This is a genomic window from Lonsdalea britannica (genome assembly GCF_003515985.1).
GTDB lineage: Bacteria > Pseudomonadota > Gammaproteobacteria > Enterobacterales > Enterobacteriaceae > Lonsdalea > Lonsdalea britannica.
On the sequence record NZ_CP023009.1, the window covers coordinates 2,592,628 to 2,605,435 of the forward strand.

General features: G+C 49.5%; 10 protein-coding genes, 2 tRNA genes and 1 pseudogene. 11 read left to right on the forward strand and 2 right to left on the reverse strand.

Going from position 1 to position 12,808, the window contains the following annotated elements; genetic code table 11:
- The 5 genes from CKQ53_RS11820 (at position 1) to CKQ53_RS18770 (ending at position 5,561) form a co-directional block, all read left to right on the forward strand.
- Positions 1-1,419, forward strand: a complete 1,419-nt coding sequence (locus CKQ53_RS11820) for a coniferyl aldehyde dehydrogenase (RefSeq protein ID WP_085651939.1) — start codon at positions 1-3, stop codon at positions 1,417-1,419.
- Between the two features lie 321 nt (positions 1,420-1,740).
- The gene (gene lpxL, locus CKQ53_RS11825) at positions 1,741-2,670 is read left to right on the forward strand and encodes an LpxL/LpxP family Kdo(2)-lipid IV(A) lauroyl/palmitoleoyl acyltransferase (protein WP_085651938.1); all 930 of its coding nucleotides are present in this window, start codon (positions 1,741-1,743) and stop codon (positions 2,668-2,670) included.
- Between the two features lie 279 nt (positions 2,671-2,949).
- Positions 2,950-4,482 carry an EAL domain-containing protein gene (locus CKQ53_RS11830; protein WP_094118312.1) on the forward strand — a complete coding sequence of 511 codons (1,533 nt, stop codon included), beginning with the start codon at positions 2,950-2,952 and terminating at the stop codon, positions 4,480-4,482.
- A 318-nt stretch (positions 4,483-4,800) separates the two neighbouring features.
- Positions 4,801-5,217 carry a single stranded DNA-binding domain-containing protein gene (locus CKQ53_RS11835; protein ID WP_094118311.1) on the forward strand — a complete coding sequence of 139 codons (417 nt, stop codon included), beginning with the start codon at positions 4,801-4,803 and terminating at the stop codon, positions 5,215-5,217.
- A gap of 92 nt (positions 5,218-5,309) precedes the next feature.
- Complete coding sequence (locus CKQ53_RS18770; RefSeq protein ID WP_244200946.1) at positions 5,310-5,561, forward strand: hypothetical protein; 252 nt, start codon at positions 5,310-5,312, stop codon at positions 5,559-5,561.
- Between the two features lie 306 nt (positions 5,562-5,867).
- Here CKQ53_RS18770 and CKQ53_RS11845 read toward each other — a convergent pair.
- A tRNA-Ser gene (locus CKQ53_RS11845) sits at positions 5,868-5,957 on the reverse strand.
- Positions 5,958-6,050: 93 nt separating this feature from the next.
- On the opposite strand from CKQ53_RS11845, the gene mtfA reads away from it, so the two are divergent.
- Both mtfA and CKQ53_RS11855 read left to right on the forward strand, forming a co-directional pair.
- A complete protein-coding gene (gene mtfA, locus CKQ53_RS11850; RefSeq protein WP_085651935.1) occupies positions 6,051-6,845 on the forward strand; it encodes a DgsA anti-repressor MtfA in 795 nt (264 codons plus the stop codon).
- A gap of 107 nt (positions 6,846-6,952) precedes the next feature.
- A tRNA-Asn gene (locus tag CKQ53_RS11855) sits at positions 6,953-7,028 on the forward strand.
- 139 nt (positions 7,029-7,167) lie between these two features.
- Here the strand turns inward: CKQ53_RS11855 and CKQ53_RS11860 are convergent.
- Positions 7,168-7,490, reverse strand: a pseudogene (locus CKQ53_RS11860) (integrase core domain-containing protein); the annotation flags it as partial.
- Positions 7,491-9,720: 2,230 nt separating this feature from the next.
- Between CKQ53_RS11860 and flhD the strand changes: the two are divergent.
- The 4 genes from flhD (at position 9,721) to motB (ending at position 12,808) form a co-directional block, all read left to right on the forward strand.
- Positions 9,721-10,071, forward strand: a complete 351-nt coding sequence (gene flhD, locus CKQ53_RS11875) for a flagellar transcriptional regulator FlhD (RefSeq protein WP_085651931.1) — start codon at positions 9,721-9,723, stop codon at positions 10,069-10,071.
- 2 nt (positions 10,072-10,073) lie between these two features.
- Positions 10,074-10,652: a flagellar transcriptional regulator FlhC gene (gene flhC, locus CKQ53_RS11880; protein ID WP_026741066.1), complete on the forward strand. Its 579-nt coding sequence runs from the start codon at positions 10,074-10,076 to the stop codon at positions 10,650-10,652.
- Positions 10,653-10,784: 132 nt separating this feature from the next.
- Positions 10,785-11,672 carry a flagellar motor stator protein MotA gene (gene motA, locus CKQ53_RS11885; RefSeq protein ID WP_026741067.1) on the forward strand — a complete coding sequence of 296 codons (888 nt, stop codon included), beginning with the start codon at positions 10,785-10,787 and terminating at the stop codon, positions 11,670-11,672.
- Positions 11,669-12,808, forward strand: a complete 1,140-nt coding sequence (gene motB, locus CKQ53_RS11890; protein ID WP_094118307.1) for a flagellar motor protein MotB — start codon at positions 11,669-11,671, stop codon at positions 12,806-12,808. The genes motA and motB overlap by 4 nt, the downstream gene beginning before the upstream one ends.

Consider the following 12,808-nt stretch of genomic DNA (forward strand, 5'->3'; position numbering starts at 1 on the left):
ATGAGTTCTTCAGTTACCGCGGCCTCAATGGCCGCCGCCGTCGCCGACATGAAACGTGCGCACGTGCAGGACGGCCCAGCCAGCAGCGAATTGCGCCGCGACCGCATTGAGCGCGCCATCCAGCTACTGACTCGCCATCATCAGGAACTGGAAGCAGCGGTTCGCGCCGACTACGGTCATCGGAGTCCTTATCAGACCATCATGGCGGATATTCTGGGATCTGTGAACGCGTTGAATTATGCCCGGGAAAATCTGGCGCAGTGGATGCAGCCCGACGAACAGCCTGCGCCGGGGCCGGGCATGCACGCGCGGGTGCAATACCAGCCGCTCGGTGTCGTTGGGATTATCAGCCCGTGGAATTTCCCGCTGAATCTGGCCTTTTGTCCGCTGGCCGGCGTCCTCGCCGCGGGCAATCGCGCGATAATCAAACCCTCCGAGCTCACGCCGCGGACGGCAGAACGACTGGCGGATTTGGTCGCGCGTTATTTCGACCCGCTGGAAGTGACGACCGTGCTGGGCGATGCGGATGTGGGTAAAGCGTTTAGCGCACAGGCTTTTGACCACCTGATCTTTACCGGCAGCACCAGCGTGGGCCGCCACGTCATGCGAGCGGCGGCGGAGAATCTGGTCCCTGTGACGCTGGAGTTGGGGGGGAAATCACCGGTGATGGTGGATACCGATGCGGATATCCAAACGGTGGCCGAGCGCGTGATGACGGTCAAAACGTTTAACGCCGGACAGATTTGTATGTCGCCGGATTACGTGCTTCTTCCTGAGTCGGCGTGCGATGACTTTGTCTCGCATGCGCGCGCGTTTGTTGCCGAAGCGTTTCCAACATTGTCGGAAAACCCCGACTACACCGGCATTATCAGCGATCGTCACTTCCAGCGGCTGCAGCAGCTGTTGACCGATGCGCGTGAGAAAGGCGCGACGGTGATTGAGCTTTCCGCCGAAGGCGAAGCGGGCGTCTCGCTATCGCAGCGCAAACTGTCGCCGACGGTGGTGTTGAATGTGACCGACGACATGCTGGTGATGCAGGAAGAAATTTTTGGGCCGATTCTGCCGTTGAAAACCTACGCAAAACCGGAGGAGGCTATCGCCTATATCAATGCGCATCCGCGTCCGCTGGCGGCTTACTACTTTGGTCAGGATCCGGTGCGTCAGCGTGATTTCAGCGAGCAGACGACGTCCGGCGCGTTGGTGGTGAACGACGTCATGACGCAGGCCACGATTGAAAGCGTGCCATTCGGCGGCGTAGGCGCGTCCGGGATGGGGGCGTATCACGGTATTTACGGCTTCCGTCGTTTCAGTCATGCCAAAGCGGTGGTGGTGCAAAGTCCCGGCGGCGAGTCCAACCTCCGGATGCGTGCTCCGTATGGGCCAAAAATGGCGGAAATAGAATCCATCCTGAAACCCTAGTCGCTTGAAATACCTTCTCGGGCCGCGGACTCACTGCGGCCTTCATTTTCTTCCTGCCGTCACGTTCCACAGATTGCCACTGTAATGCGCTAGCTTCTCTTTTCTTGTTCTGCTGCGCTTTGTCTCCCTGTGCCGCCCCAGTCTATTTGACCGTTGTGTGAAATCTGCGGTTGCCCGTATTTCGCCCGGAATTAACGTCTCTCAGCAATGTCTAAACACTCGCCGTTGCTGCAATGGTTTTGTACAGAAACGGCTCGAGCAGTTGGAGCCCCCGTTATTCATTGATGCTGTCATGATCTGACAGTGAAGGATAAAGCGTTTATGGTGACCCGCTCGCGACCTCTTTTCTTTGCCCGTGACGCACACCCCAGGCATTGGCCACTCTGGTGCGGTTTGGCGCTCTTGTATCTGCTGGTTCAATTGCCTTATCCCATTCAGGTACGTTTGGGCGGCTGGTTGGGGCGGCGTTCTATGCGTTTTTTGAAACGACGGGTCGGCATTGCCCGGCGTAACCTCGAACTGTGTTTTCCTGAGATTGATGATCGCCAGAAACAGCTCAAATTGACTGAGCATTTTTCGTCGCTCGGCATTGCGCTGTTGGAAACGGGGATGGCCTGGTTCTGGCCGGACAAACGCATAAAACGATGGATCGATATCGTCGGGCTGGAACACCTGCACAACGCACAGGATAAGCAGAACGGCGTCATGGTGATCGGCGTGCATTTCATGACGCTGGAACTGCATTTTCGTATTCTCGGCCACTGTAAACCGATGGTGGTCATGTATCGGCCGCACAATAGCCCTATTTTGGAGCGGGTACAGAAGTGGGGCCGCTCCCGTTCGGGTAACGTGCTGGTTAACCGAAGAAATTTAATTAGCATGGTACACACGCTCAAACGCGGCGGCACGGTGTGGTTCGCGCCGGATCAAGACAACGGGCCTAAGGGCAGCGTCTTCGTTCCTTTTTTTGGCGTAGAGAAAGCTGCGACCTCAAACGGAACTTTCACTATCGCCCGCCTAGCCCAACCCAAACTGGTGACAGCCGTCGTCATCCGTAAACCGGCGGGGCAGGGGTATCAGCTAATGATTTCCCCAGCGCTTGAACACTATCCCTATGACGATAGCCTGGCCGCCGCAGCCTACATCAATCGGGCTATAGAGCGTGAAATTATGAAGGCGCCAGGCCAATATCTTTGGCTACATCGACGTTTTAAAACTCGCCCGGCGGGCGAACCCTCGCTGTATATTTAGTCTCCTGTCGCGCGCCGGGCTTCGGTAATCTCGTCGCGCATGAGCCATGCCTCGGCAAGAATACGCTCGGCGCTCCCCCCGAAAACCCGGTCTTGACGTTTGATCATGCAAGGTCAGTTTGTTGTGAAGATATGCGGCGAAATTGAAAACTTCCGGTAAATACGTGACATCAACAGTGATATTCGCGGGATTGATTCAAAGATAAATCAATAAACTTGCATGAAGTGATGCCGATGAATGGGCTACTAGTTGGGATTTATCAAGGCCGGGGAAGTCAATATGAAGTCAATAAATAAAATGATACTAGCGATGGTGGTCGCTGGCATTATGGGAGGAATATTGATTTTGTTGCTCCTGAGCCAGCGAGTGATCGCTAAGAACGATCAAAAGAAATTGCAGGATTATGCTGAAGCCATAATGAAGCGTTCCGATGACGTCGTCACGGAATCCAACACCGCGATCAATGAAGCTTACGCACTGAAGTATCCCCTCTGCTCTGAAGACGATTTATTCCAGCTTCGTTACATGGTTTATAAGTATCGTTATCTTATTGACGTCGGACGCATTCAGGATGGTCAGTTATTGTGCACTGCCGGGCGTGGCGTGTTGGCATCGCCTATTCCGCTGCCGGAAACCGATATTCAAAAAGCAGACGGCACCCAGCTTTGGACCGCCGTCAGAGGCCTCTTCGATCCCCGGATCCAAACGGATATCGTCAGCCGCAAAAACGTGGTGGTATTTACGTCGCCCGATGCCTTTCGCAGCTTTACTTATCCGTTACATGGCTACGGCGCGGTATTGACGTCGGCGGACGATAGCCACGTTTTCCAGACTTTCGGCAGCAAAAGCGTGACGCCATCTCGCTATGAAAGCTCTTGGCTCGCTCAATATCGCCAATCTTATTTATGCAGCAAGCTGTATGAGATCTGCATTCATGCGCGGCTAAGCGCCTCCGGCGTGTTACAGATGCCTGCCTATATGATTTCCGCCATCTCCTTGTTGGGCGCGATATTAGGCGGCTCGCTGACGTTGGTTATTTTTCTTTTGCTCGATATTAATCGTTCAATTCCTAAACAGCTGCGCTTGGCGGTCAGCCATAAAAAACTTCACGTGAATTATCAGCCGATCATTCACCTGAATGATGAAAAAATCATCGGTGTTGAAGCATTGGCTCGCTGGACGAATAAGCACGGTCAGATCATCCCTCCCGATGTGTTTATCCCTATCGCGGAGAAACAGGGAATGATCGGCGATATTACGCGGCATATTACTCACCAGTCGATCGCGGAGATGCAAAGTCTGTTATTAAATCACCCGGAGTTTTACCTCAGCATTAATCTGGATATCTCCGACGTGTTGGATGCCGATTATCAGACGTACCTGAATGAACAGGTGGCGAATTTTGGCGTGACGCCGAAACAAATTATTTTGGAGATCACGGAGCGTTCGACGGCTAATTACACGATGCTGGCGAAACGCTTATCCGAGCTGCGCGCGCAGGGATATCGTATTGCCATCGACGATTTCGGGACGGGGTACTCCAACTTCTCGTACCTCTCCAGCCTGCCGTTTGATGCCATCAAGATTGACCGAATGTTTACTGAGGCCATCGGCACCGACTCTGTTAACGCCCGCATGGTGGATTTGTTGTTCACGATGACGGCCATGCTGAATACCTGCGTCATTGTCGAAGGGATTGAAACGGCCGCTCAGGCCGCCTACGTCAAAGAACATTGTACCGACGCTGTGGGCCAAGGTTGGCACTTTGGCCGACCGATGAGCGCGACACGCCTGAAAGCGTTGTTGTCCTAAGCTATCGACGAAATGAACTTAATAGAGAAAACACGGTGAAATGTTAATGTGCAAAACGTAAAACGAGTAATGCAAAAGAAAACGAATTTCCTGTCGCTGAAATGAAAAATAATGGCGATAAGTTGTGAAAATAATAGATTGAACTCTTCAGTGAAATAAGATAATAGGCTTTTGGGTAACGTCTCATTTATTCTCTACCCCCGCAGGTCCCAACAGGGAAATATAAATGACGCTTTAGGATGACTCATTTTGCAATATTTGGTAATATTTTTTCGCCAAATCAGGCTAAATATAAAACCGTTAAAGAGTCATTCGCAAATGAAAAAATTAGCAGCCTTTGCTTTATCTGCAGCAATATTACTTTCGGGATGCGCAACTATTGTTGGAGAAGGATCTCAGGTAGTCAACGTTGAAAGTCATCCCACTGGCGCAAAATTCTCGATACAGGATGAAACCGGGCGAGTCATAGTCACCGGTAATACGCCTCAAAACGTGGTTCTGGATAAATCTAGCGGGCATTATTTTGGTGGAAAAGACTACCTGATTACGTTCACAAAAGAAACTTATCAGCCACTGACCTTGCCTGTTCGATCATCTGCAAACGGATGGTATATCGGCGGGAACCTGGTCTTCGGCGGTCTTATCGGCTACTTACTGGTGGATCCTTTCAACGGTGGTATGTATACGCTTCACCCCAAATCCGCCAACGCAATGTTAACCCCTCAAGCGCAATAACGTCTGTTTGCATTCTTACGGTGGACTTCAATCATCAATATTTGTTGAGAGCAGCGGAAGATCTGCTCTCCATTTATATTGGGTAAATGATAATGAAAAGACCATTCTTTCTGTTTGTCGTATTGGTTTTAAGTGGGTGTTCCAGACCGCACCGCCCGGCAGAATATATAATAGATCGTGCCATCATCACGCCGAATACTCAGGTCAAACAGACAAAAGTCACCGTGACCCGAAATAAGCAGTTTATTGGCGCCGGGAGCGGTGGTATGTGCAAATTTGTCGTGACGGTTGATGATAGTGATATCGCGCTGTTAAACAAAACCAATACATCACAGCTTATTTGAATAACGGACTGCATAAACTGAGAGTCAGCAACGAGTGTGTCGCGCTGTCGCTGGGCATGCGACGGACCGTGGATGTTCTTGCTGATGGTAGCGAGCAAGAGTATGCGGCAGAAGTAGGCTTTGGGGGACAGTACCGGCTTTGGCGCACGCGCTAACCGTGCTTCACTAAGCCTTGATGAACAAAATCAGCCGGCGTAGTTTCACAGAAGAGATTGAGTTATTGTGAGACGACACGCCGGTTTTCTTATTGGATTGACTCAGCGGGACTTTTATCACAGACGTGCGTTGGGATAACTGCTTGAATAATGGCGGAGAGAGAGGGATTTGAACCCTCGGAGGGATGACTCCCTCAACGGTTTTCGAGACCGTCCCGTTCAGCCGCTCCGGCATCTCTCCACGGAAGGGCGACTATAATGCCCGTTTTCATGGCATTTTAACAGCCCTATCCCTGTCTCAAGACCTGAGTGACGACATAGCGAGCAATCATGCATGAAGTGGCAATGGAAAACCTCACCGTCTTCGTCTGAAGAGGGGACCGCTTGGCAGTCTGCGCTGTCTATCCCATTGTTGGCACCGCTGGATGAACGTGAGCGGCGGAGGCTCGTCGACCTTGCGCAACACTTTCTGCGGCAAAAGCACCTGGTGCCCTTGGATCATCTGGAACTGGATGCACTGATGCAGCAGCGTATCGCGTTGCTGTTTTGTCTGCCGGTGTTGGAGCTTGGCATCAGCTGGCTCGATAGCTTTCATGACGTCCTGATCTATCCCTCTCCGTTTATTGTCACGGACGAATGGGTCGATGACATCGGCCTTGTCCATTCGGGAGAGGTTGTCCAGTCAGGGCAAAGTTGGGAGCAGGGACCGATCGTGCTTAACTGGCAGGACATCCAGGATTCCTTCGACCTGTCGGGATTCAATCTGGTGATCCACGAAGTGGCGCATAAGCTAGACCTCCGCGGAGGACGTGAAGTGAGTGGTGTTCCACCGCTTCCTCTGCGGGAAATGGCGCAATGGGAGCAGGCGATCCACAGGGCGATGTGCGAACTGCAGGATGAAATCGACCTGGTGGGAGAAGAGGGGGCCAGTATGGATCCCTATGCCGCGTCCGACCCCGCAGAGTGTTTTGCCGTGCTGTCCGAGTACTTCTTTAGTGCGCCCGAATTGCTCTACGAGCGTTTCCCCGTGGTCTATGAGGTGTTCACGCGATTTTACCGTCAGTCGCCGCTAGAGCGTTTACAGCGCTGGCAAAAAAAGGCCGAAGCCCCAATATCGTACAACTCTTGAGCATAAAAACGCATAATCGAACAGAGGCTAAGCAGTTGGGATCTAAACGCGATTTTGGCGTTGACAGCCCTGAGTGACCCAGATAATATGCGCCCCGTTCACACGATTCCTCTGTAGTTCAGTCGGTAGAACGGCGGACTGTTAATCCGTATGTCACTGGTTCGAGTCCAGTCAGAGGAGCCATATTTAGAAAATCCCGCTTAAGGAAACTTAAGCGGGATTTTTGTTTTTCATGTCTCAGTGCAAGTTCTTGTCGCGTTTTGATGCGGTAAGGTGACCCTGACCCCAAAAATGATCCACCCATAATCAGAAATAACCGGCTTCAGGTTGGCTGCATATTCTGGCAACCGGCAGATTTTTCGGCGAATTCAGCGGGGGTCATCCAGCCCAGCGCGGAATGGGGACGACTCTGGTTATAGTGTATGCGCCAGGCCTCGATTGTGCACCGTGCATCCTCCAGAGACATGAACCCGTTCTCATTCAGGCACTCCTGCCGCAGCCTGCCGTTAAAAGACTCCACCGTGGCATTATCCGTGGGTGTCCCGGGGCGGGAAAAGTCAATCCTTATACCCCGTTCGTAAACCCATTTATCCAGTATTTCCCTGCAAATTCAAAACCATTGTCGGTTTCCAGCAACGGTGGCAAAGGTCGCCTGAGTGCTATGCTGTTCAGCATCTCAGCATCTCAGCATCTCAGCATCTCAGCATCTCAGCATCTCAGCATTTCAGCATTTTTGCATCTTTACTTGAGCGCAGATTCTGAACCGCACAGAGCCCCAGGCATCCGCAGTTTTTCCCTGCGGAAATTGCGGAAAAGGTTTTGCAAACCTCATCAGCCACATCCACACCGGTTTCCGGCCTGGAGCTGGCAGGTTCAGCCTTCCTGCAAAATAGAGGGATGAACGAATCGTTAGAAATTGGCTGAGTAGCAAACGACCGGGACTTGACCATAAATGGGAAACTACCGTGGTAAAGCTATAACGTTTTTTCTCCGACCTCGTTGTCTAAGTTTGACGGGTCTTTCTAACCTTTATTACACGTATTCGTATTTAGGACGGCGACGGCTGCTTCCTGGTACTTAATAATCAGGTTAAGCAGTACGACTCAACACTCGAAAAACGAAAAAGAGAATTTCAGTCGCAATTCTGAGGTCTAGCTTGAAATGTATAGGCTCTTTAACCTCAATTTACCCATGGTCTTTTTCATCCTGGGCTCTCCGCCTGTAAATCTTCGATAAATAATCAGAGCTCTTGTCATTGTACGCGATCTCAATATCGAGCCACCTAAGAGAAAGAGCGCGACGGCAGATAGTGGTGACGGGTAAGAAAAGCAAAAACGCAGTGTAGGGGCGAATATTCGAAATCTTGGCTAGCAACTGCACCGAATGAAGTTGACGTATCCGGTATGCAAACTGTGCTGGGCTATCCCAGTGATAGGTAAGAGAAACGGCATTAAACATAACGGTTTCAGAACGTCTGCTATCCTGAATAAATGAGTTAGGAACTGAGACCACTGCGTGAGAAATGTGACTGTATCGATGTTCAATTTGATTTTTTAGATAAAAAGCAACAAAAAAAGTAGCGATGGTCGCTAGATGGTCTACTTATATTAGGTAGTAGAAGATTTTCTTCTGGATGGTAGGTGTGGCCGTGGCAGTACCACGAAAAGAGGCGGGTCAGCCAACCGCAGAGCATTATCCAAGTCTAATCTTTGACGCACTGTGCTGGCTCAATCAAATTTACATAATAATGATGCTAATCATCCGCCCGCATTTTAATAACACTAGATCTGAGGCAATAAATGCGCAAGGGCTAATAGTTTAATACCTCTGTAATAAACAGGGGAATAAAAAACGAATGTATAAAATATTGAAACGGTTTCTGATATTTTTATAAGCCTGCTAACAAATCGTGTCTGTATGTGGTGAAAAATGGTTAACTTTACCGAGATGGTTATAAATATTCAGCGCTGAATAATGACGAACTTATCAGATCGCCTAAAATTATTTTTTGAGGTCTATATCAGTAGTGCCGCTATAAAAATATTTATATTTCAACAAATGTTGGTACTTGCTCAGATATTAGGGCTCACCGCAGACTTAGTTCTTTTTGGCGCTATTGAAAAGTCCGTCGGTGATGGCCAAAAGCAATTTATCTTTTAGTTTCATCATGCTTCGGGGATGAATGATTACCTCAATTTCTGTAGGGGTTTTGGGAAATTATGTTTCTTATTTTACGAGGTTCCAGGTGAAGATACATGGCTTTGGCTTATATCTTGTCCTAATAAATAGTTATCGGAACACTAATAACGTTAGTTATTAATTTGATTTTTTTAATGGAATTTTGATGTTTTTTTGTTCTCGAGATGATCTGAATTATAAGGTTAATTTCTTTTTCTTTTAAAAACAGGTGGTTGGGGTTATCGTAGCAACCTGTAAAATCTTTACAAAATGCGGAATATTTTTGTTTCCACCTGTTTTGCGTATAAAAAACTTTCAGTGTGGAGAAAAAAAGGCCGCGCGGATGAAAGCAAAAACTTTCATTTTTGTGATATACATCACATAATTGTCAAAATTCACGTGCAGTTGCGTTGTATGTGTTGGGGCATAGGCGGTAGAGTGACAACCGTTTAGGATTAATCCTATACCTCGTTTAAGGACGATAATTGACGGAAGGGAGCTGGTGAGGTGATGGATAATGGGAGCCTAAAAGATGTTGAAATCGGCGTGGTAAAACAAGTCGAAACAAAATTGCATACAGTAGTAGGCACATCTGGCACCGATAGTTTTCATGCCACCTATGGAGAGTGATTATTGAACTGGGCGATAGCGAATATCACCTGATTTATGTTTGAAACATAGCCTGTTGGGATGGATTATGGGTACCTCTGAACTACTCAAGCACATTTATGACATAAACCTGTCTTATTTGTTATTGGCACAACGTTTGATTAATGACGAAAAAGCTTCTGCGATGTTTCGTTTAGGCATTGATGATGAAATGGCTGATGCGTTGATGCAGCTTACATTGCCTCAAATGGTAAAATTGGCTGAAACAAATCAGTTGATTTGCCATTTCCGATTCAACGATCACACGACTATTAAGCAACTGACTCAAGAATCTCGTGTGGATGATTTGCAGCAGATCCATACCGGTATTCTTCTGTCGAGTCATTTACTTCAACAGTTGTCTTCAAAAGAAGAGAACGTGCCTAAGAAAAGGGCATAAAAATGGTTGAGAAAAGTATTGTTCAGGAAGCTAAAGATATTCAGTTAGCTATGGAACTGATCACGCTTGGCGCACGTTTGCAAATGCTGGAAAGTGAAACGCAGCTGAGCCGCGGACGCCTCATCAAATTATATAAAGAATTGCGAGGCAGTCCTCCGCCCAAAGGTATGCTGCCGTTTTCCACCGACTGGTTTATGACGTGGGAACAAAATATTCATTCTTCCATGTTTTATAACGCTTATCTGTATTTGCTGAAAATTAGTAAATGCAGCGGAGTGGAAGCCGTCATCAAAGCGTATCGCCTATATATTGAACAATGCTCCCCACACAACGAAACTCCCTTGCTGGCGCTGACGCGAGCTTGGACTCTAGTGCGTTTTGTCGACAGCGGCATGTTGCAGTTATCGGCTTGCAACTGCTGTAACGGGATGTTTATCACCCACGCGCACCAACCTAAAAACGTTTTCGTCTGTAGTTTATGCCAACCGCCTTCCCGGGCAGTAAAAAGACGTAAACTTTCTCCGAACGTTGCCGATATCCTACCTCAACTGCTGGACGAACAGGTTAAGCACGCAGTCTGAGCTTGGTAGCGCTAGTGAACCTGCCATTGAGCGTTTTGGGCAAATGGCAGGGCTCTTTCCTCCTAAAGTCGTACGCGATAAGACTGCGTTTTAACCTCACTCCACTACCCCTTGTTACTATAAGGAATGCTTGTGCTGGTTATATTGGGTTATATCGTCATTATAGGCTCCATTCTGGGCGGTTATCTTATCGTCGGTGGAGAGCTAGGTGCACTTTATCAGCCTTCCGAGTTGCTGATTATCGGTGGTGCTGCCATCGGTGCGTTTATCGTGGGAAACAACGGTAAGGCAATTAAAGGCACAATCAAGGCGTTACCGCTGCTGTTCAAAGGTTCGAAATATACCAAAGCTGTATATATGGATCTCATGGCTGTGCTCTTCCGACTCATGGCCAAATCTCGCCAACAAGGTATGCTTTCTCTCGAGTTCGACATCGACAATCCCAAAGAAAGCGAAATCTTCTCCAGCTATCCCCGCATATTATCAGACAACTATGTTGTTGAATTTGTGACGGATTATCTGCGGCTTATGGTGAGTGGCAACATGAACGCGTTCGAGATAGAAACGCTGATGGATGAGGAAATCGAGACCGTCGAACATGAATGTGAAGTACCTGCATCCAGTTTGACTCAGATCGGGGATGGTCTACCCGCCTTTGGTATCGTCGCCGCGGTTATGGGCGTGGTGCATTCTTTGGCTTACGTTGACCGACCTGCCGCAGAGCTCGGGATGATGATCGCGCATGCGATGGTGGGGACCTTCCTGGGTATTCTTATGGCCTACGGATTCGTATCTCCCCTCGCTTCATTGCTGCGTCAGAAAAACGCCGAAAAGATCAAAGTGCTGCAATGCATCAAAGTCACATTGCTGTCCAGCCTGAACGGCTATGCGCCGCAGATTGCCGTCGAATTTGGGCGTAAGACGCTGTACTCCACGATTCGTCCTTCATTCACCGAAATGGAGGAGCACATTCGCAATGTGAAGGCACCGGCGGCGCAGTCAGCGGAAAATGACGCATGAAACATCAGCACCCCATTATTCGTAAAAAGCGTAAATCAGGTCATGGAGGCCACCACGGCGGGGCTTGGAAGATTGCTTATGCCGACTTCATGACCGCCATGATGGCACTATTCCTGGTGATGTGGCTCATTGCCATTTCATCACCCTCCCAGTTGGCGCAGATTGCGGAGTATTTCCGTACTCCTTTAAAAGTCGCCATGACGAATGGTACACGCATTAGTGATGCGTCCAGCCCGATCCCCGGCGGCGGGCAAGACCCGACACAGCAGGACGGTGAAGTCAGGAAGCAGATCGATGTTTCCAAAGATCAGCGTCAGCGTGAAGAAGCCAAGTTAAACAAACTGCGGGATAAGCTCGATCAGCTGATTGAAGCCGATCCACGTCTTCGTGCCTTGCGTCCGCACCTGCTGATTGAGATGGTTGAAGAAGGTCTGCGAATTCAGATCATCGATAGCCAAAAGCGACCGATGTTCAAACGAGGTAGCGCTCAGGTCGAACCGTATATGAGCGATATCCTGCGTGCTATTGCGCCCATCTTGAATGATATCCCCAACAAAATCAGCTTATCCGGTCATACGGATGATGCGCCCTACGTGACAGGCGAGCGACGTTACAGTAACTGGGAGTTGTCTGCGGACCGTGCCAATGCATCCCGCCGAGAGCTTATCGCTGGAGGTCTGTCCGAGGGTAAAGTGCTGCGCGTGGTCGGCATGGCCGCCACCATGGGACTGAAGCAGGCACAGAGCGGCGATGATGCGATCAATCGACGTATTAGCCTGGTGGTGCTGAACAAGCAGACGCAGGAAAGCATTGAGCGTGAGAACGCTGAAAGCAACGCCGTTGATATTGATAAAGCTGAGAATTTACAAAATATCAATCCGGATAACGCTAAACCTACCTCGGCACCTGCCGACAATAACAGTAGTAGCGGCGCTGCGCCTGGGGCCGAAAATGGAACACCGGCACCGGCACCGGCACCGGCACAAGGCGCGGCGGGAACGCCGGGTTCCGCATCCGTCACAGTAACGGATGGCGTATCCGCTGCCGGACGCTCACAGCCGACTACCGCTTTGCCCGCTTCTCCTGATAGTCAGGTGACGCCTTCTTCAACAAGCCACGATTCACAGCAGAGGTGA

Coding starts and splice junctions, on each gene's coding strand:
- CKQ53_RS11830 (WP_094118312.1), top strand. CDS start 2,950: ATGAAGTCAATAAATAAAATGATACTAGCGATGGTGGTCGCTGGCATT.
- flhD (WP_085651931.1), top strand. CDS start 9,721: ATGGGTACCTCTGAACTACTCAAGCACATTTATGACATAAACCTGTCT.
- CKQ53_RS11820 (WP_085651939.1), top strand. CDS start 1: ATGAGTTCTTCAGTTACCGCGGCCTCAATGGCCGCCGCCGTCGCCGAC.
- motB (WP_094118307.1), top strand. CDS start 11,669: ATGAAACATCAGCACCCCATTATTCGTAAAAAGCGTAAATCAGGTCAT.
- mtfA (WP_085651935.1), top strand. CDS start 6,051: ATGAAGTGGCAATGGAAAACCTCACCGTCTTCGTCTGAAGAGGGGACC.
- CKQ53_RS11835 (WP_094118311.1), top strand. CDS start 4,801: ATGAAAAAATTAGCAGCCTTTGCTTTATCTGCAGCAATATTACTTTCG.
- lpxL (WP_085651938.1), top strand. CDS start 1,741: ATGGTGACCCGCTCGCGACCTCTTTTCTTTGCCCGTGACGCACACCCC.
- flhC (WP_026741066.1), top strand. CDS start 10,074: ATGGTTGAGAAAAGTATTGTTCAGGAAGCTAAAGATATTCAGTTAGCT.
- CKQ53_RS18770 (WP_244200946.1), top strand. CDS start 5,310: ATGAAAAGACCATTCTTTCTGTTTGTCGTATTGGTTTTAAGTGGGTGT.